The organism is Bacillus fungorum (assembly GCF_002746455.1).
Classification (GTDB): Bacteria; Bacillota; Bacilli; order Bacillales; family Bacillaceae_G; genus Bacillus_A; species Bacillus_A fungorum.
Map to the genome: position 1 here is coordinate 348,067 of NZ_NWUW01000001.1, position 18,918 is coordinate 366,984.

The window sequence follows — 18,918 nt, forward strand, 5'->3', positions numbered from 1 at the left end:
TATCCTTTTTGAGGATAACCCATTTTTGTTATGCGTTTGTTTTTAGTAGGGAACGAGCATCTTTTGCTGCTTGCACCATGTGTTCTAAAGCTGGAATAACTTCTTCTGTTCTTCTCGTTTTTAAACCACAATCAGGATTAATCCAGAAATATTTAGGATCGCATACTTGTAAAGATTGTTCTACGATTTTATACATTTCATCTTTGCTTGGTACACGTGGGCTATGAATATCATATACACCTAGACCGATGCCTTTTTCATATGTTGTGTGTTTTAATGTATCAATAAATTCTCCGTGGCTTCTGGATGTTTCAATAGAAATCACATCTGCATCTAATGCGCGAATCGCGTCAACGATATCTTCGAAGTTACTGTAACACATATGAGTATGAATTTGTGTTTCATTTGCTACAGAAGAAGTTGCTAAAAGGAAGGATTGTACTGCCCATGTAATATAAGCGTCCCAATCTTTTTCTTTTAGTGGCATACCTTCACGAAGTGCTGGCTCATCGACTTGGATTACTCGAATTCCGGAAGATTCAAGTAGTTCAATTTCATGACGAAGAGCTAATGCGATTTGATACGAAACTTCTTTTCTTGGAATGTCATTTCGAACGAAGGACCAATTTAAAATCGTAACAGGTCCAGTTAACATTCCTTTTACAACTTTCTTTGTTAAGCTTTGTGCATAAACAGTTTCCTTAATAGTCATTCCGTTAATAAAGGCTACATCACCATAAATAACAGGTGGTTTTACGCAGCGGGAACCATATGATTGTACCCAACCGTTTTTAGTGAATGAGAAACCAGCAAGGCGCTCACCGAAATATTCGACCATGTCAGTTCTTTCGAACTCACCATGAACAAGAACATCAAGACCAATTTCTTCTTGGTAACGAATCCATTTTTCTGTCTCTTTTTCAATAAATTGTTCATATTGTTCATTTGAAATGACACCGTTACGCCATTCTTTTCGTGTTTGACGAACTTCAGTTGTTTGCGGAAAGCTACCGATAGTTGTTGTTGGTAACAACGGTAACTCCAGAGCAACTTGTTGTAATTCGTATCGTTTTTCAAATGGAAGAGGACGTGAAAAATCTTCTTCTTTTAGTGCTGTTCGTGCTGCTTTAACATCTTCACGGTTACGTGCAGCAGATGAGCGAATTGTATGATGTACATTTCGATATGTTTCTAGCTCATTACTGATGCTTTCTGTACCTTGAGTCAGAGCAGAATGAATAAGAACTAACTCTTCTAATTTTTGATTTGCAAATGCTAGCGCATCAAATAGCTCAGTCGATAAGTGGGTTTCTTCTGTTTTATCGATTGGTGTATGCAATAAGCTACAAGAAGGCTGAACGATGAAATCTTTCGTTTGGACTTGTTTTTGTAACGTTGTAAATAACGTAAGAACTTCATCAAGGTCAGCTCTCCAAATGTTACGGCCATCTATACAACCGATAGCTAAAGTTTTATCGGCTGGAAATCCATATTTTGAAATAGCATTTAGATTACCCTCTTTACCATGAACGAAATCTAATCCAATACCGGACACAGGGAATGTAATAATTTCTTCGTAGTTTTCTTCTACGCTATCAAAATATGTTTGTAAAAGAAGAGTCGCATTTGGAACTTCTTTACGAATAGCTTCGTAAATTTCTTTTGCATGTTGAATTTCATCTTTAGTTAAAGAAGCGAAAATCGGTTCATCAACTTGAATGACTTGTGCACCAGCTACATGTAGTTCTGAAAGCAGTTGTACGTATGGTGCAACTAACTGTTTTAAAATCGTAGCAAATTGTTCTTGTGTATAACCTTTAGCTAATTTCAAGAAAGTATATGGTCCTAAAATAACAGGCTTTCCATCTACTCCTAATTCTTGTTTTGCCTCTTCGTATAAGCGAAGTGGACGATTATCTTTTAAAGAGATTTGTAATCCCTCTTCATATTCAGGAACGATATAATGATAGTTTGTATTAAACCATTTTGTCATTTCGGAAGCTACGTGATCTTTAGAGCCACGCGCCATTGCAAAATATACATCAAGGTAAGATGTAAACTCAGAAAAACGTGATGGGATAAATCCTAGCATATAAGCAGTATCCAAAACGTGATCATAATATGTAAAATCGCCAATTGGAATGAGTTCAATCCCTTTTTCCTGCTGTACTTTTACATGTTGAAGGCGAATTTCTTTCATTGTTGTTAAAAATTGTTCTTCATCGATTTTATTGGACCAAAAAGCTTCCAATGTTTTTTTCCACTCTCGTTGTAGTCCGATACGTGGATAACCTAAGTTACTTGTTTGAATTGCCATTTTAAATTCCTCCCTAATTGAAAGTAAGCATTTCCGTTTACTAGGAAATACCTATAACAAAAAGTACAAAGGCATAGAAAATAAGCCTTCCTTTTTGTTTTAACACCTCATCATCATCCGTGAATCTATCAGTGTTGTTAAAACAGGCAGGTCTCCTGACTTATGCTTCATATAATTTCTTTCACCTTCCCGTTTTCACAGTGGCACTAACAAAGAAATCTCAGCATTTACAGTGGCGGGACCGTGTTGGAGTTTCACCAAGCTTCCCTTTTAAACACGAAACGAAATGTTCGTGTACCTATTTTCCTTTTGAAAGGAAGTTAACAAGCAATATGATATTGAAACAAATTCTAACACAATTTTTGGAATTTTGTCTACTGTTTTAAAATAAGAAAATTCTAAAGTTTTTTATTTTAATCATTTTTATTTTTCTGATTTTTCAAAGTGAAGAAAAGTGAGTACTTGTATAGAAATAAGACGCCAGTATGTTATTTGAAAAACAATTTATATTCTGGAATAAGAGAGGGGATTGGATGGTTCATTTCGAAATAGTAAGTTATCACAAAAAAGAACAAGATTGCTGTATAAAGATGAATATACTAAGTTTATAGAAAAGTGAGATTTTATGAATTTCAGACAAAGAATTGAATACAGTTTGGATGAAAACCAACATCCTTTTTATATAGAATTTTAAGAAATAACTTTCCATTATGGGACGTTAGTGATGAATAAATCTTAGATTTTCAAACGACTGTATTGTTATATTTTTGAGCACCGTGAAGTATCTTATATCGAAAATTAAACAGCTATATGATACCCCCGTCCTAAATTAGAACGGGGATATGCTTATGTTAGGTTTTAAAATTAAATAACTTTATTGTCTTTTTACAGTTTTTTCTTTGTAAGTTTAATCCTCATCTATATCAATCTCTGAAAGCCGCCCTGCAACTGCATCTGTAAGAAGGGTGTTTAACCATTGCAATTCAACTGTAATATGTTCAATAACGCTTTGTAAAATATATAGTTGTGCACGTGGAATTTGTCCTTTACTACAATCATAAATAGTTTGCATTTTATGTAAATATTGAACGGTATCATTTTTCTTCTTTTCTAAAATGGGAATTAACTCTTGATCATCACCAAAATGAGCGAAAGAGAGTGCTGAATAAATTGGTTTATATATTTGATTTTTTGCCTCGAATTGTTTTAATAGTAACGTGTGAAATAACCGTTTTCCTTCTTCTGTTATATGAAAGATTGTTTTATCTGGTCTATTCGTATCTCGAACAATTGTGGTAATACGAATTGCACCCTGCTTTTCTAATTGCTCGAAGGCGTAGTAAAGTGATCCTTTTGCATATTTAATATAACAATCCATTTGTCTTTCTTTCATGATGTGCTGCACTTCATATGGATGTTTATCTCCTTCGAGTAGCAAGCCGAGAATGACTAATTTCATGCTCATGCTGTTTCAACTCCTGTATATAGAAACTTAATCCCGATTGGTGAGGGATTATAATCAGTGGGAATGGTTCTTTACTGATCAAAGATTTACTTTATATATTATAAACGGCATACCCTTTTTCATAAAGGGTATGCCGTTTCTTTTTTCTATACTAACTTACTTGCTTTTGTTTTTGTTTCGTTTTTGGTCCGGTAAAGAGGCGTTCATTTCCCATAAGTAAAATACAAATAATACTTAATACAGCCGGGATAAGTGCCCAGAAGAATGTACTGGCAATAGATGTAGCAAGAGCTTCTTTAATACCAGTTAATATTTCAGCTGGCATTTTATCGGTAGCACCTGGTGATAATAAGAAACTTGTGTCTCCGCCCTTTGGAGCTAATTTTGCTAGTTCAGGAGGGAACACAGTGTTTAGTTTATCTGTAAAAATATGATTTTGAATGGTACCGAAAATCGTTACACCAAGGGTCATACCGAGTGAACGGAAGAATGAGTTTGTTGATGTAGCAGAACCACGGTCTCTCATTTCTAATTTGTGGATAGAAGACATACTTAAAACTGAGAATGAGAAACCAACACCAAGTCCAGCGAGAACCATAAATAGCGTTACGAGTACACGTGGTGTGTCCATTGTTAAAGTACTTAGTAAATAAATACCAAGAACGAAGAAAACACCAGACATAATCATGATATTACGATAACTTGTTCGAGAAGCTAACTGTCCACCTGTTTGACTTCCAATTACAGAGCCGACCATCATAGGTGTTAAAATCAATCCAGCATTTGAGGCTGAACCACCGAGAACACCTTGAACGAAGATTGGGATATAAACTGTACAGATGATAAAAGCGGCACCATAGAAAAAGGCAACTCCTTGGCTAGCTGCGAATAAAGGTTTTTTAAATAGATGGAAAGAAATGATAGGCTCAGTTGCTTTTCGTTCTACGAAGAAGAAAATAATAAGCATAATAACAACTGTTGTAAATAAACCGATAATTACAGTGGAATTCCAAGCGTATTCTTTACCACCAAGTTCTAAGGCGAACATTAAGCAAACGATACTAATAACAAGTGTAATAGCGCCAGCCCAATCAATTTTTTGTTTACTAAATTCTAGAGATTCACTGTAGTATTTAGTAATAAAGAAGAAGGAGATAAGTCCTAATGGAATATTAATATAGAAGACCCAATGCCAACTTATATAGTCTGTAATATAAGCGCCTAATAAAGGACCGAATACACTAGATGTCCCGAAAACCGCACCGAATAGCCCTGTCATTTTTCCGCGCTTTTCTGGTGGGAATATATCGTACATAATTGTGAAGGCGATAGGCATAAGAGCACCGCCACCAATCCCTTGAATTGCTCTATAAATACTTAGCTGCTCAATACTAGATGCTGTTCCACAAAGTGCAGAACCAAATAAGAAAAGAATGAGGCCACCAATATAAAAGCGTTTCCGTCCGTACATATCAGAAAGCTTTCCGAAGATAGGCATACCCGCCATTGTTGCTACCATATATGCAGACGTGACCCAAACGAACTTGTCAAATCCTCCTAGGTCTCCAACAATTGTTGCCATTGCTGTTGCAACGATTGTATTATCCATTGCTGCCATTAAAATACCAAGTAGTAAACCAGCAACAACAAATTTTGTCTTGTTGGAGTCTTTTTTTGATAATTGAGATTCCAAATATAACCCTCCTTTAATAATAAGTACACTATATTAAGTTTTGAGTGCAGCGCATAAAGATTTGAAGTATAGTTCTTTCAAATAATTTACACAAGTGCACTGACAAAGCCATAAATAATATTATAGTCAAATTTGACTATAAGGCAAACTTTTTCTTCCGTCAAAATATTCTGTTGTATGGGCAGCGAAAGAGTGAGTAATACTTAATATTGGTATAAAGTCAATGAAGGAAATTGTAAAAAAATATTTCAGTAAGAATCCCTTCTGTTAACAGAGGAAAAATGGTTTTTTCTTTATATTGTCGAATAGGATAAAAGGAAGAGTAATAACTATATATCGTTTGTAACAAGCGTTACTAATATCGTGTAGGGAGACAGAATAAGGTCGTATGGATGATGCATCTGAAATGGGGTGAATATTATTATGAAAATGTGGAAACGAATTTCGGATCAAGGAAGGCGTTCAATCCAGCTACAACCGGTATTATGGATTGATGGCTCAAAAAAGGAAAATGAATGTCCTAATGTAGCAGTTACATTACAAATCCGTAGTATGTATAAAGAAAAATTTTCATATGAACTGACCTATGATGTAAACGACATACTTATTATTCGAATTGAAGTCGAAAATAAAGGAATGGAAATGATTTCACGAGTTGTAGTAAGTCATATGATTCGAGATTATTTTGCATATATTCCAAATTCATTAAAGGTTGATAAGGGGATGAGCGAGTTTCTGTTCCAACTTGTAAGGTGGCGAATCGATAATTTATTACCGAATGAGAAGGTAGAACTAATTTGTAAAATAAAAGCAAATAAAGATAAAGCACTCAAAAATGCATTATTTCAGGCTACATATACATTTCAATATAAAGGATTGCCATATGGTCCGCAGCAAACAAATGAAGTTGTTGTGCGGCAATGATAAAAAGGAACCTGTATGAAAGGTTCCTTTTTTAGTGAAGGTTGTGTTTTTTGAGTATTTTTTTTTGCTCGACTCCTTTTTTTCCTACATAATTATTTTTATAACCAAAATATAGAATGAAAAGAAAAGAAATAACATTTACAATAGCGTCAATTTGATCATTTGTAATAAAGTTTACTCCGAAAGAATTAAATAGTAATTTTAAGGATAACAGAAATCCTGCTAGTAAACGTATAATATCTGATAGATTTTCTTTTTGTAGCAAATAGGTCCCTCCTTTCTAAAAACGATATATAGTATATATATGAAATAAAATAGAAATGGTAGACAAGCTTAAGTGAAAATGTACACCTAATATGTACATTTTTTTATTTTGTAGAAAAACATAATTGTTATAGAAACATATATTGTTATAGAAAGGAGGGGAAGTATGAAGCATAAAGGGAAAATTAGTGGATTATTACTTGGGAATACAGTGGCAGTTACAGAATGGATTGCGCTTCAGGATGTAATTACAAAACTGGATTCGCGATCATTTTATACCGTCTTTATTATTTATATATTGCAAATGATACTCAGTTATTATTTTGGACATTGGTATGATAAAAGAGCGAGTGGGCGTATGGATACGGAAGTAGGAGGAATGGCAAGTAATGATTTTGTAGTTGATTTTTTTGAGAAAGTAGCTGCTTTATCAGAACGGGATTCTCATTATATTACAGTGTACATTCTTTCTGTGAAAGAATGGAAAGGACTAAAAGAAACAGTGCAAGAAAAAAAAATGGAGGTGTTAGTACAAAAATTGGAGAGTACGATTGTAAAGACAATTCGTAAAGGGGATGTCGTTACTAAGTGGGATGAAAATAAGTATGTTATTGTGGCAGTTGATAACGGACATGAAAAGTCGACAATAACAAACCGATTAATGAAAAATATTGAAAGTGAAATAGAAAATGGCTTGTTAAGTATGACTTTATTATTTGGAGCTGCTAGTTATCCAGTTGAAGGAAAAACTTTTGAAGAATTGTTAAGAAAGGCACAAAATCAATTGTACCAGCATAGGAATTTGTAAGGAAATAAATAAAACTTTGATTTAAAGAAATATGATATAAAGAAGTTTTGAATGTAACATTTTTTTGACTTTTATTACAAAAAGAACTTTTTTTGTAATAAAAGTCTTTAAAAATATATGGAATAAGCATATAATTATGATGGATGTGTCAATGCATTTTGCACAATGTGTTTCATTTTAAAAGTGTAGAGGAAAGCATGCTCTACACTTTTCCTTTTTAGGGAATGACAAGAATAATTGTAAGTTGTTGCAAGGTAGCGTTTGTACTGTGTAAAATGAACAAAGAGATTATTTGATAGAAAGCGGGAAAGGGAATGATAGAATGATAGACGTGAGAGAACAACGAACATCTTTTATCAGGTGAATGATTACTGTTGTTCTTCAAATTATTATGGCTGTGATGAATTCCGTTGTACTTTTATGTAATACATAGTATGAACAGGTTTTAGAAAGTGCCAAGTAAAAGATGGATATGAAACTGCTATTGAGTTCAAAAACGTAAAATGTAATTTCAAGTAATACAATTTGTACAAGCATTATAAACAATATCAATGATTTTCGTAAAAAAGGTGCGAGTGTGGAGTTTATAGAAGGATATATAATTTCATAGCTTTTTACACGATGATCGTATATAAGTAGGAGGAAAAAGATGTTGAAATATAGTAAATTAGCAATTGTAACTGCATTATCAATGATTTTACTAGCCGGTTGTTTCGGACCGAAACCAGAAGAGGAATTATATGTAGCGTTTGAAAATGCTGCAAAGCAAGAAAAAACAATGTTTGAAGATGCAAAGAAACTTGAAACTTTAGAGAAAGAGGGACAAGAATTATATAACCAGATTGTGCAAGAAGGAAAAGATAATAATCAAACTGTTAAGGAAAAATTGAATCAAGCAGTGAAAAATACAGATGAACGAGAAAAAGTGCTAAAAAAAGAAAAAGAATCTTTAAATAAGGCACAAGAAGAAGTGACATCAGCAGATAAATATGTGAAGAAAATTGAAGATAAGAAATTAAAAGATCAAGCGGATAAAGTGAAAAGCACATATGAGAAACGACACGATTCATTTAACAAGATGTATGATAGCTATAATAAATCGTTAAAACAAGAAAAAGAATTATATACAATGTTACAAGATAAAGGTACAAAATTAAAAGATATAAGTGAAAAAGTAAAAGTAGTAAATCAATCTTATAAGGATATTGAATCAGAAAAAGATAAGTTTAATGAATTCACGAAATCTTATAATACAGAAAAAATAGCTTTTTATAAACAAGCAAATATTAAAATTAAAGAAGAGAAAAAATAAAACAGTTTGGCCTACACTTGGCCAAACTGTTTTATTTTTTTGTATAAGTACGACTATACCATGGGACAGGTTCACTTAATTTTTTTTCTTGTTTTAGTGCTTCAGGACCAATATAATCTTGAAGTGTTTTTTTTGCTACTGTTAAAGATAAGGTTGTTTTCGGGTTTCGATAGGAGGATTCAAGGTGACCAAGATGTGGTAGGATTCGAAAATCTTCTTTCGTAGGAGGGATATGGAAAAAATAATCGCCTAAACGTATAAGAACATCAGATTGTTGTTGGCTAAAACGTGGATTTCTAGAAAAATGTAATCCTTCTTTAATAGCTTTTTTTTCAGCAATTAAACGTTCTAAAGCTGTTTTTTTTAACCAGTATAAATACTTAGGATTAGTTGCGGCTTTAGCATGACGATTCACAACGAAAATAGATTGAGCTAGTCGATTAATAGAATGTTGGTTTTGTAATTGAGATTGTGGTTGTGAAGGTTTCATATTGAATCTCCTTTCAATTTTTCATTATTATACCATAAATAAAATAGGTTTTTATTATATGCAAAAAATGATTGTATATATTTTCAATATTAAAGCAATATTGTTACAAAAAACAACTATTTTGTATAATAGTAATAGAATGTGTTTTAGAAATTTGATAATGAAAGAGTGAGAAGTTTGAAAGAAATATTAAAACAACAATACGCCATTATAGATATTGGCTCTAATACAATGCGTTTAGTTATTTATGAAAAGCAAAACGGAGGTTTTTATAAAGAGATTGAAAATACGAAAGTGGTCGCTCGGTTAAGAAATTACTTAGTCGATGGTATGTTAATTCAAGAAGGAATAGAAGTATTGTTACAAACATTATTTCAATTTCAAGAAAGTACACGATTCCATCAGTTGCATCATGTACTTTGTGTTGCAACAGCGACAATTAGACAGGCCGAGAACCAAGAGGCAATTAAAAAACTTGTTGAAGGACAAACAGACTTTACTCTTAGAGTATTATCAGAATATGAAGAAGCACGTTACGGCTATTTAGCAGTTATGAATTCAACTTCGTTCTCTGAAGGAATTACAGTAGATATTGGTGGAGGGAGTACAGAAGTTACATACTTTCGTAATAGAGAGATTTTAGAGTATCATAGCTTTCCTTTTGGAGCACTTTCTTTAAAGCAACAATTTATTAAAGAGGATATACCTACTGAAGAAGAGTTGGAAAAGATTCAAACGTACTTAGAACATCAATTTCGAACATTACCATGGTTAATTGATAAGAAATTGCCTCTTATTGCAATTGGTGGTAGTGCGAGGAACTTAGTAAAAATTCATCAAAATTTAATTTGTTATCCTATAGCAGGGGTACATTTATACAAGATGAAAGAAGAAGATATTAAAAATGTGAAAGAGGAATTGGAAGCATTGTCGTTCATAGAACTTCAAAAATTGGAAGGATTGGCAAAAGATCGAGCAGATACAATTATTCCAGCAGTCGAAGTATTTCATACGCTTGTTAATGTGATAGAGGCACCAGCATTTGTATTAAGTAGAAAAGGGTTACGAGAAGGTGTTTTCTATGAAGAGTTGACAAAAGATTTGGGGATTTCATATTATCCGAACGTAGTTGAAGAAAGTTTGTATTTATTATCACATGAATATGAAATGGATATGGAATTTGTAATGCAGCTTATTAAACATGGAAGATTGATTTGTCAACAGCTTGAAGAAACAGGACTGATTTCTATGTCAGTACAAGACTGGAAAGTATTCCATCAAGCAGCGAAAGTATTTAATATAGGTAAATATATAGACGAAGAAGCGAGCCGCTTACATACGTTTTATTTATTAGCGAATAAAACAATTGATGGTATGATGCATAAAGAGCGAGTTAGATTAGCGCTTATTGCGTCTTATAAATCAAAAATGTTATTCAAACAACATTTGTCTCCATTTGAAGGATGGTTTGATAAAAACGAACAAAAAAAAATTCGCCTATTAGGGGCTGTTTTACAATTTTCAGCAGCTCTAAATATAAGACAAAGATCGCTTGTTGAATCGATATCTATAACAGAAAGTAAAGAAGGATTAACATTTAAAATTGTATGTGAGCAATCGGCATTAGCGGAAAAAGTGCAAGCTGAAAAGCAAAAAAAACAGTTGGAAAGAGTATTGAAAACGACTATTAACTTATCCTTCGAATCAAAATGTTAAGTTGTACGGATGTCTTTACAAAAAATTAACACTTTGGAATATTGTAATTTGTTAAAATGAAAGTAACTAAATTATAGTAAAAAAGTTTCAAGGGGAAGTGTGAAGAGGATGGAATTATTGAAGGGGAATACAGTAAATTTAAATGATACAGCTTATTACAATAATAGAGAATTAAGTTGGTTAGCATTTAATGAACGTGTACTACAAGAAGCACAGGATGAAACGAATCCGCTCTTGGAAAGGTTAAAGTTTATTAGCATTTTCAGCTCAAATTTAGATGAATTTTTTATGGTACGCGTGGCAGGATTGAAGGATCAAGTGAGTGCCGGTTTTAACCAACCAGAGAATAAGGCTGGCTTAACACCAAAAAAACAATTAAATAAAATTACGATAAAGACCCATGAATTAATGACTGTACAATATGATACGTTTAAAAATTATGTGTTGCCAGCGCTGGATCTAGAGGGGATTGAGCGTTTAACATTCCTTGATTTAACGAAAGAACAGAGAGAATTTATAGAAGAGTATTTTGATGAGCAAATTTTCCCAGTCTTAACACCTGTAGCTATCGATGCATATCGTCCATTTCCGATGTTATTAAATAAAAGTTTAAATCTAGCTACTCTTTTATATGATGAGAAACAAGTGGAGGAAGAAAACCGTACGAAGTTAGGAATTGTACAAGTTCCTTCATTACTCGAACGTTTCATATTTTTACCGAGTGAAGGGCAGAAGCATAAATTCATTTTATTAGAAGATGTAATTAGTGGTTTTACTCATAAATTATTTACAGGATATAAAGTATCATCTGTTACTCGTTTCCGTATTACACGCAATGCAGATTTAACAATTCATGAAGAAGGTGCGAGGGATTTATTAAAGGTGATTGAAAAAGAATTGAAAAAGCGTAAGTGGGGAGCTGCTGTACGTTTAGAAGTTGGCAAAGAGCATATTGATGAAAGAGTATTAGCATTATTATATGAGGTGTTGGAAGTAAAAGATGAAGATGTGTATATAATGGATGGACCGTTAGATTTAACATGTCTATTTTCTTTATATAAAAAGCTAGCTCCTTTATATGAACATCTAGTATATCCGGCTCTTATTCCGCAACGTCCTCAAGACTTAGGTGATGCGGAAGATGTATTTGAAAAAGCGATTGAGCATGATATTTTATTACATCATCCTTTTGAATCGTTTCAGCCAGTAGTTGATTTTGTCCGTGATGCGGCAGACGATCCGAATGTACTTGCGATTAAACAAACGTTATATCGAGTAAGTGGGGATTCGCCGATTATTCAGGCGCTAAAGATAGCGGCTGAAAAAGGAAAGCAAGTGACAGTATTAGTCGAATTAAAGGCAAGGTTTGATGAAGAAAATAATGTGCATTGGGCTAAAGAATTAGAACAGGCGGGCTGTCATGTTATTTACGGTGTAAGTCACTTGAAAACACATAGTAAAATTACGCTAGTTGTACGAAGAAAAAACGGAAAAATTGAAAGGTTCGTACATCTTGGGACTGGAAATTATAATGATGCAACAGCAAAGTTATATACTGATTTCGGGTATATTACATCACGAAAAGACTTTGGGGTTGATGCAACAAATTTCTTTAATTATTTGAGTGGTTACACAACAAAGCCACATTTTCATCATTTATCGGTTGCGCCATTTGATATAAGAGAGCAATTTATGGATTTAATAGATGAAGAGATCCGTTATCATAGGCAATATGGAAATGGATATATTATCGCTAAGATGAATTCATTAACAGATAAACCATTAATAAAAAAAATGTATGAAGCATCACAAGCTGGAGTAAAGGTAGAGCTCATCGTTCGAGGAACATGTTGTTTAAGACCTGGCATTCCAAATGTAAGTGAAAATATTCGGGTAGTTAGTGTTGTCGGGAGGTATTTAGAACATAGCCGAATTTATTATTTCCATCATAATGGAGAAGAGAAAATATACTTATCTTCAGCTGATTGGATGACGCGGAATATGGAGAAGCGAGTAGAAATATCTTTCCCGATATTAGATATTGAAATGAAGGCGAGAATTAAGGCGATTTTACAACTTACATTAGCTGATAATGTGAAAACACGTGAACAGAATAAATCTGGTGACTACTACTATGTTATTAATAGTAGTACAGAAGAAATTGATAGCCAAGTGAAGTTGTTTAAGATGGCGTATCAAAACACAGATGCTGAATAATGAGAACAAAGTAAAAAACCTCTTAAAAAAGAGGTTTTTTACTTTGTTCTCTACTTATTATACGTTCTCTAAATAGAAGGATGTGTAGAGAGAATAGTTTTTATTGTAAGCGTGTTAATGGGTCATGAATCGGTTAAGAAAGGGAATAACATTGGTAGAATTGTTGCGGTACATTAATAATAGTATGGTTGTTGACAAGGTCCACCATAACAAGGATAAGGTGTTGGCGGTGGGAAAGGTGGTGGATATGGTGGATATGGTGGATAATATGGTCTAGGACCGAAAGCTAATGCTCCACCGAGCAGTCCACCAGCAATGCCAGCCAGAAATGGAACGCCAAAAAACGGAAAGAAGCGTGAGTCGCCTACTGGACCAATAGGTGCTGAACGGACTGGGATTGGTTGATAATATGGATACATGAACAAACCTCCTTTATTGGACTCACTTTTATCATATGGTAAATGAAACGTGGATGAGCGCGTACAAGAAAGGATATGTAAGAAATTAGGCGGATTATTACGAATGTTGGAGCTTGAAAATCGTAATTTCAGGTTTTGACATAAATCGGAATGGGACACGTGTTCTTCCAAGACCTCGATTGACATAGAGAGCTAAATCTTGAATTGTATAGAAACCTTCAACATAGTTTTTAGCAAGTGATGGAGTAATAATAGCACCTAAAAAAGGAATTTGTACTTGGCCGCCATGGCTATGACCAGAAAGTTGTAAGTTAACTGGATAGTTAGCAATTTGCGGTGCAATATCTGGCTCGTGAGCAAGAACAATGTTATAAGTGTTTTGCCTCGCGTGTTGTAGTGTCTCCTCTATTTTTGGTTTGCCTAATAGTATATCATCAAGACCGAAAATGGAAATTTCACTATTATCCAGTAGACGGATTCTCTTTTCACTATTTAGTAATAGTTCAAATCCAGATTCACGCATGATATGTTCGTAGTATTCTGTTCCATATCCGCCGTGATCATGGTTACCATAAATAGAAAATTTACCGAAAGGTGCTTGTATATTTTTTAAAATGGATGCAACGAAAGGAGTGTCAGTATATGTTTGATAATTATCAATGAGATCGCCAGTAAAAAGAACAATGTCGGGATTTGCAGCATTAATTTTAGAAACGATTTGAGATAAATGGTGAAGAGAGAAATAGTATCCGAGATGTAAATCGCTAAATTGAAGAATCTTCATACCGTGAAAACTTTTTGGGATGAGTTGTGATTTAAGTGTATGCTCTGTAAAAGAGATTAAATGTGGCTCAATATATTTAGCGTAATAGTATCCGATGCTAGTGGTTATAAGTGAATATAGACAAGTGCGGATTCCAGTTTTTAAAAAATCTCTTCTTGTAATTTTCTTCATAAAAATATGAGTATACCTATTTGACTTATATCACATATGTTCGTTCTATTTACAGGTTACCCAAATCTCCTTTCAGTTTATTTAAAATATATTTTAAATAATAAAAAAGTAGTATAGATTAAGGAAAAATGAATGAAAAGAAACCTCTTTATGTTAAAATATCAGAAAAATTTAAAAATATAAAGATTTCTATTAAATAAAATGATAAAATGAATGTGTATTCATTTTTTGGAGGGGATGTATGTGAAAGAAAAGGTAGTTATTATAACAGGTGGATCGAGCGGAATGGGAAAAGGAATGGCAACTCGTTTTGCAAAAGAAGGGGCACGAGTTGTTATTACAGGACGTACAAAGGAAAAATTAGAGGAAGCAAAGCTGGAAATTGAACAATTTCCAGGGCAAATATTACCTGTACAAATGGATGTGAGAAATACGGATGATATTCAGAAAATGATTGAACAGATTGATGAGAAGTTTGGACGAATTGATATTTTAATAAATAATGCAGCTGGAAACTTTATTTGTCCAGCAGAAGATTTATCCGTGAATGGCTGGAATTCCGTAATTAATATTGTGTTAAATGGTACATTTTACTGTAGCCAGGCTGTCGGAAAATATTGGATTGAAAAAGGTATAAAAGGGAATATCATTAACATGGTAGCAACATATGCATGGGATGCAGGTCCAGGAGTTATTCATTCGGCTGCAGCGAAGGCTGGAGTATTAGCAATGACGAAGACACTCGCTGTTGAGTGGGGACGTAAATATGGAATACGAGTTAACGCTATCGCGCCAGGACCAATTGAACGTACGGGCGGTGCTGATAAATTATGGATTTCAGAAGAAATGGCTAAGCGTACGATACAAAGTGTTCCGCTTGGAAGACTAGGTACGCCAGAAGAGATTGCAGGTCTAGCTTATTATTTATGTTCAGATGAGGCTGCATACATAAACGGAACTTGCATGACAATGGATGGAGGACAACATTTACATCAATATCCATTTTAAAAGGGATGAGAAAATGAATATTTGATTTATTTTTTTACGGTTAAATGTGACGGAATTGTGACATATGAAAGAAAAGTGTTTACAAGAGGTCATATATACGTTATATTTAAGACCTCTTTTTTCTTCATAGTAGAATTGCTAATTCCCCTTAGCATTTTACCCCTCTAATCCCTTCAGGAAAACTGAAGGGATTTTTTATTATTTTTCCGTAAATATCATGTTATAATTTTGAAAAGTAAAGGGAGGGAAGCACGTTGATAGATGCATTAGATGTAATGAGTAACTTAGATAAAGTCCTTCCTTATTATCAAGCTATTTTTAGTGCTGATGAGCATACTGTAATTGGATATGAAGTAGTAGGACGTATTCAAACAGAAGAGGGCATACAAAGTTTAGCGTCTTTCTTTCATGATGATTCTATTCCAAGTGAGTTTCAACTGGAAGCGGATAACATTATAGTAGAAAAAGCTTTAAACCGTTATTTAGAAAGTGATCAAAAACTATTATTATTTATACATCGGAATGCTAACGTATTAATGAACGATGATGATGAAAGTTTGCTTCAACTTTTATTGATGTATGAAAAACAAGGTTTAAATTTGAAACACATTGTTTTAGAGATTACAGAACATGAATGTAAAGAAGATATAGAGCAATTTAATCATTTGCTTATGTATTATCGTACATATGGTATTCAAATTTCGATTAATAAAGTCGGAACAGGTACAAGTAATTTAGAACGTATTAGCGTGTTAGCACCGGATATTTTAAAGGTAGATTTAACAAACTTAAGACAAACTGCACTTTTACAATCTTATCAAGATATTTTATATTCTTTATCATTACTTGCTAGAAGAATTGGTGCGACATTGTTATATGAAGAAATAGATGCTTTTTATCAACTACAATATGCTTGGAAAAACGGTGGTAGATACTATCAAGGGAATTATTTGAAAGAATGCTTACCTGATTTTATTGAAACGAACGTTTTGAAAGAACGACTTGGTAATGAGTGTCATCAATTTATTCAACATGAGAAGAAGAAGTTACAAAAGATTTATAATTTAACAGAAATGTTACGTGATCGAATTGGTGATGTTCTAGCCAAACAGAAAAAGAATGAAGATATAAATGATTGGTTATTACAATTTAGTCAAAGTGTATCACAGTGTAGTTTTCGTATATTTATTTGTAACGAAGATGGTTTCCAACAATCAGGAAACGTTATGAAAAAAGATGGGGAATGGATTGTGATGCCTGAGTATTATATGAAGAACTGGAGTTGGCGTCCGTATTTTCTAGAAAACATCATGAAAATGCGTTTTGAGAATAAGGCAAGACTTTCAGATTTATATGCTGATATTGAAACCGGTGAGATGGTACGAACATTTTCTTTCCCAATTGATGATGAAAACTTTTTATTTATAGATTTATCGTATGAATATTTATATGAAGAAGATGTTTTATTTTAATGCACGAAGAGATTCGTGCATTTTTTGTTTGTTTTTATCATAAATTGGTAATAGTGAAAATGGTGATGAAAATGCTGTCTATCGTTGTAAAGATTTTACGAACGAAACAAGCCCTTTCTTTGCATAATCATTGTTACAATGAATACTACAAAGACAAGTTTTCTTAAAAGGAAGGTGAAAAAATGAGGAAATATGGAATATGGTTAGTGCTATTTGTATGCGTTGCCTTTCTAGTTGGTTATAGTGTTACAACTGTTTTAGGAAAAGAGGAAGTGAAAGTCGATCGGAAAGAAGTGTTTACAACGATCCAAAAGGGTTATGAAACCCAATTTTCAATTCGTGGGAAGCATTTGCCGATGAATAAAATGATAGAAACGTTATCACCATATTTTACAGAGAACTTCCTTCAAGTATTTACAGATGAAAATAGTAGAAGTGATAAACAAAGTGGGGAATATCTACTTCCAGCAAAAGAAGCACCGTTTTCGTTTAATTCAGAAACGAAAATGTCATATGATGAAGAGCATAAAATTTTATATGTATATGAGCGGGCAAAAAGTGGGCAATATCAAATAGTAACATTGCAAAAAGATCAAGGAAAATGGAAATTGGCCGGTTATCATGAAAGCCAAGAACTTTTAACTGAAATAAAAAGATTACAACAATTATAAAGTGAAACTTTAATCAGTGGGGGGCATCTCCCGCTGATTATTAGCCGCCCAAATCGGGTGTTTACTTCCTGAAAATAGCGGGATAAAAATAGGAATAGGTCTTTACCTATTCCTATTCTATATTGAGTAGCTGTTGTAATTTTTCAATTTGAAAACCAGCAACAACTTCTCCATCAATTACAACCGTTGGAGTTGAATAAGAATCATAGTCATATAACAGACGATTGCGTGCAGCGGCGTCTTTTTTTACGTCAAACTCTTCATATACAACGTTATTATGCTTTAAAAATTCTTTCACAATGACACATGGCGGACAATCAGGTTGTGTGTAAACCTCAATTTTTTTCATTGTATTTCCTCCTCTTTTCTGTTTTTTATTATATTCTTCCAGTATAAAAATCGCAATAAAGAAGGGAAAAGATGTTCTTTCTGTTTTTTCCTTCGTATTTCGACAAATTTTTAGTTGAGTTTCTGGCCAATAACCTTTATCCTAGAGTGTGGAACATTTTTTCTGTTATGACGGATAGAATGAGTATAGCTGTAAAACCTATTGGTAGGAAGATCAGAGAAAGGAGAGATTTCATGTCTCTACTCCAAGGAATTTTAACTCGACTTGTTAGTCTACAAGAACAAGCTGAAAGCGGTGAAGTAGCACAACGCTATTTTGAAGTGAACGGTGAGCGCAAATGTAGCGTGAAATTTTTCGATAAAAGTGAAATGTATGAGTTAGAAGTGTATCAACAAGGTGAAAAACCTCAAGTGTATCAATTCGATAATATCGACATGGTTGCAATTGAGATTTACGATATCATTTCTTGATACATATAAAAAAGGTGCTGCCATATGGCAGCACCTTTTTTAGTTCTATTACTTTTTAGTATATATGTATAGGGATTTTTCATTTTTCCTACAATGGTAATAAAGTGAAATTGTAATTAGTGGAGAATCTTCGTCCTATACTGCTTATTAGCCATCACCAATTGGGTGTTTACGTATAGTAAATGGTGGGATGAAAATCATGAGGGGGTGTGTTGTATGGAACGTTTACCAGTGGTGATTTGTCCTAATTGTCACAATGCTGCGGAGATTATTCATGTATTAACGGCTCAATCTAATCAAAATGTAATTTATACGTGCCCAGTTTGCCATTATGTAATTCGGAATATTGAAACGAATAAAGGGTAGGA

The 18,918-nt window shown here is 33.4% G+C and carries 18 protein-coding genes and 1 riboswitch; of the genes, 10 read left to right on the forward strand and 8 right to left on the reverse strand.

Annotation, left to right across the window (positions count from 1 at the left end):
- Positions 1-28: 28 nt before the first annotated feature.
- The 3 genes from metE to CO726_RS02090 form a co-directional block, all read right to left on the reverse strand.
- Positions 29-2,317 carry a 5-methyltetrahydropteroyltriglutamate--homocysteine S-methyltransferase gene (metE, locus tag CO726_RS02075; RefSeq protein ID WP_099683153.1) on the reverse strand — a complete coding sequence of 763 codons (2,289 nt, stop codon included), beginning with the start codon at positions 2,315-2,317 and terminating at the stop codon, positions 29-31.
- A 128-nt stretch (positions 2,318-2,445) separates the two neighbouring features.
- A riboswitch (cobalamin riboswitch) is annotated at positions 2,446-2,634 on the reverse strand.
- 590 nt (positions 2,635-3,224) lie between these two features.
- Positions 3,225-3,782: a PadR family transcriptional regulator gene (locus CO726_RS02085; protein WP_099683154.1), complete on the reverse strand. Its 558-nt coding sequence runs from the start codon at positions 3,780-3,782 to the stop codon at positions 3,225-3,227.
- A gap of 151 nt (positions 3,783-3,933) precedes the next feature.
- Positions 3,934-5,475 carry an MDR family MFS transporter gene (locus tag CO726_RS02090; protein ID WP_099683155.1) on the reverse strand — a complete coding sequence of 514 codons (1,542 nt, stop codon included), beginning with the start codon at positions 5,473-5,475 and terminating at the stop codon, positions 3,934-3,936.
- Positions 5,476-5,898: 423 nt separating this feature from the next.
- On the opposite strand from CO726_RS02090, the gene CO726_RS02095 reads away from it, so the two are divergent.
- The gene (locus tag CO726_RS02095) at positions 5,899-6,399 is read left to right on the forward strand and encodes a hypothetical protein (protein WP_098758626.1); all 501 of its coding nucleotides are present in this window, start codon (positions 5,899-5,901) and stop codon (positions 6,397-6,399) included.
- Between the two features lie 31 nt (positions 6,400-6,430).
- Here CO726_RS02095 and CO726_RS02100 read toward each other — a convergent pair whose 3' ends face one another.
- Entirely contained in the window at positions 6,431-6,664 is a 234-nt protein-coding gene (locus tag CO726_RS02100; RefSeq protein WP_099683156.1) for an SPP1 phage holin family protein, read from the reverse strand.
- A gap of 165 nt (positions 6,665-6,829) precedes the next feature.
- Here CO726_RS02100 and CO726_RS02105 point away from each other — a divergent pair, with 165 nt between their 5' ends.
- Together CO726_RS02105 and CO726_RS02115 are read left to right on the forward strand one after the other, a co-directional pair.
- Positions 6,830-7,471 (forward strand): diguanylate cyclase domain-containing protein, encoded by a 642-nt coding sequence (locus CO726_RS02105; RefSeq protein WP_099683157.1) that lies wholly within the window; start codon positions 6,830-6,832, stop codon positions 7,469-7,471.
- Between the two features lie 649 nt (positions 7,472-8,120).
- The gene (locus CO726_RS02115; RefSeq protein WP_099683158.1) at positions 8,121-8,783 is read left to right on the forward strand and encodes a YkyA family protein; all 663 of its coding nucleotides are present in this window, start codon (positions 8,121-8,123) and stop codon (positions 8,781-8,783) included.
- A gap of 31 nt (positions 8,784-8,814) precedes the next feature.
- Here CO726_RS02115 and CO726_RS02120 read toward each other — a convergent pair whose 3' ends face one another.
- Complete coding sequence (locus CO726_RS02120; RefSeq protein WP_000804864.1) at positions 8,815-9,273, reverse strand: YkyB family protein; 459 nt, start codon at positions 9,271-9,273, stop codon at positions 8,815-8,817.
- Positions 9,274-9,450: 177 nt separating this feature from the next.
- Here CO726_RS02120 and ppx point away from each other — a divergent pair, with 177 nt between their 5' ends.
- Both ppx and CO726_RS02130 read left to right on the forward strand, forming a co-directional pair.
- The gene (gene ppx / locus CO726_RS02125) at positions 9,451-10,989 is read left to right on the forward strand and encodes an exopolyphosphatase (RefSeq protein WP_099683159.1); all 1,539 of its coding nucleotides are present in this window, start codon (positions 9,451-9,453) and stop codon (positions 10,987-10,989) included.
- 108 nt (positions 10,990-11,097) lie between these two features.
- Positions 11,098-13,206, forward strand: a complete 2,109-nt coding sequence (locus tag CO726_RS02130; RefSeq protein WP_099683160.1) for a polyphosphate kinase — start codon at positions 11,098-11,100, stop codon at positions 13,204-13,206.
- A 173-nt stretch (positions 13,207-13,379) separates the two neighbouring features.
- Here the strand turns inward: CO726_RS02130 and CO726_RS02140 are convergent, their stop codons facing one another.
- Both CO726_RS02140 and CO726_RS02145 read right to left on the reverse strand, forming a co-directional pair.
- Positions 13,380-13,625 (reverse strand): hypothetical protein, encoded by a 246-nt coding sequence (locus CO726_RS02140; RefSeq protein WP_099683161.1) that lies wholly within the window; start codon positions 13,623-13,625, stop codon positions 13,380-13,382.
- Positions 13,626-13,722: 97 nt separating this feature from the next.
- The gene (locus CO726_RS02145) at positions 13,723-14,580 is read right to left on the reverse strand and encodes a metallophosphoesterase (protein WP_099683162.1); all 858 of its coding nucleotides are present in this window, start codon (positions 14,578-14,580) and stop codon (positions 13,723-13,725) included.
- A gap of 243 nt (positions 14,581-14,823) precedes the next feature.
- Between CO726_RS02145 and fadH the strand changes: the two genes are divergently transcribed.
- The 3 genes from fadH to CO726_RS02160 all read left to right on the forward strand — a co-directional run bounded on the left by fadH (position 14,824) and on the right by CO726_RS02160 (position 17,731).
- Positions 14,824-15,588, forward strand: coding sequence for a 2,4-dienoyl-CoA reductase (gene fadH, locus CO726_RS02150; RefSeq protein ID WP_000660902.1), 765 nt, complete (start codon positions 14,824-14,826; stop codon positions 15,586-15,588).
- A 254-nt stretch (positions 15,589-15,842) separates the two neighbouring features.
- Positions 15,843-17,060, forward strand: coding sequence for an EAL domain-containing protein (locus CO726_RS02155; RefSeq protein ID WP_087958528.1), 1,218 nt, complete (start codon positions 15,843-15,845; stop codon positions 17,058-17,060).
- A gap of 182 nt (positions 17,061-17,242) precedes the next feature.
- On the forward strand, positions 17,243-17,731 hold the full coding sequence (locus CO726_RS02160) for a DUF3993 domain-containing protein (protein WP_099683163.1): 489 nt from the start codon (positions 17,243-17,245) through the stop codon (positions 17,729-17,731).
- 112 nt (positions 17,732-17,843) lie between these two features.
- On the opposite strand, the gene CO726_RS02165 is transcribed toward CO726_RS02160, so the two are convergent.
- A complete protein-coding gene (locus CO726_RS02165) occupies positions 17,844-18,080 on the reverse strand; it encodes a glutaredoxin family protein (RefSeq protein ID WP_000717880.1) in 237 nt (78 codons plus the stop codon).
- 233 nt (positions 18,081-18,313) lie between these two features.
- Between CO726_RS02165 and CO726_RS02170 the strand changes: the two genes are divergently transcribed.
- Both CO726_RS02170 and CO726_RS31645 read left to right on the forward strand, forming a co-directional pair.
- On the forward strand, positions 18,314-18,550 hold the full coding sequence (locus CO726_RS02170) for a YkuJ family protein (RefSeq protein ID WP_000055151.1): 237 nt from the start codon (positions 18,314-18,316) through the stop codon (positions 18,548-18,550).
- 216 nt (positions 18,551-18,766) lie between these two features.
- On the forward strand, positions 18,767-18,916 hold the full coding sequence (locus tag CO726_RS31645; protein WP_099683164.1) for a hypothetical protein: 150 nt from the start codon (positions 18,767-18,769) through the stop codon (positions 18,914-18,916).
- Positions 18,917-18,918 lie beyond the last annotated feature (2 nt).

Bases quoted from the DNA above. Each gene is read 5' to 3' on its own strand.
- metE (WP_099683153.1), bottom strand. From the start codon at position 2,317: ATGGCAATTCAAACAAGTAACTTAGGTTATCCACGTATCGGACTACAA.
- CO726_RS02085 (WP_099683154.1), bottom strand. From the start codon at position 3,782: ATGAGCATGAAATTAGTCATTCTCGGCTTGCTACTCGAAGGAGATAAA.
- CO726_RS02095 (WP_098758626.1), top strand. From the start codon at position 5,899: ATGAAAATGTGGAAACGAATTTCGGATCAAGGAAGGCGTTCAATCCAG.
- CO726_RS02105 (WP_099683157.1), top strand. From the start codon at position 6,830: ATGAAGCATAAAGGGAAAATTAGTGGATTATTACTTGGGAATACAGTG.
- CO726_RS02115 (WP_099683158.1), top strand. From the start codon at position 8,121: ATGTTGAAATATAGTAAATTAGCAATTGTAACTGCATTATCAATGATT.
- CO726_RS02120 (WP_000804864.1), bottom strand. From the start codon at position 9,273: ATGAAACCTTCACAACCACAATCTCAATTACAAAACCAACATTCTATT.
- CO726_RS02130 (WP_099683160.1), top strand. From the start codon at position 11,098: ATGGAATTATTGAAGGGGAATACAGTAAATTTAAATGATACAGCTTAT.
- CO726_RS02140 (WP_099683161.1), bottom strand. From the start codon at position 13,625: ATGTATCCATATTATCAACCAATCCCAGTCCGTTCAGCACCTATTGGT.
- CO726_RS02145 (WP_099683162.1), bottom strand. From the start codon at position 14,580: ATGAAGAAAATTACAAGAAGAGATTTTTTAAAAACTGGAATCCGCACT.
- CO726_RS02160 (WP_099683163.1), top strand. From the start codon at position 17,243: ATGAGGAAATATGGAATATGGTTAGTGCTATTTGTATGCGTTGCCTTT.
- CO726_RS02165 (WP_000717880.1), bottom strand. From the start codon at position 18,080: ATGAAAAAAATTGAGGTTTACACACAACCTGATTGTCCGCCATGTGTC.
- CO726_RS02170 (WP_000055151.1), top strand. From the start codon at position 18,314: ATGTCTCTACTCCAAGGAATTTTAACTCGACTTGTTAGTCTACAAGAA.
- CO726_RS31645 (WP_099683164.1), top strand. From the start codon at position 18,767: ATGGAACGTTTACCAGTGGTGATTTGTCCTAATTGTCACAATGCTGCG.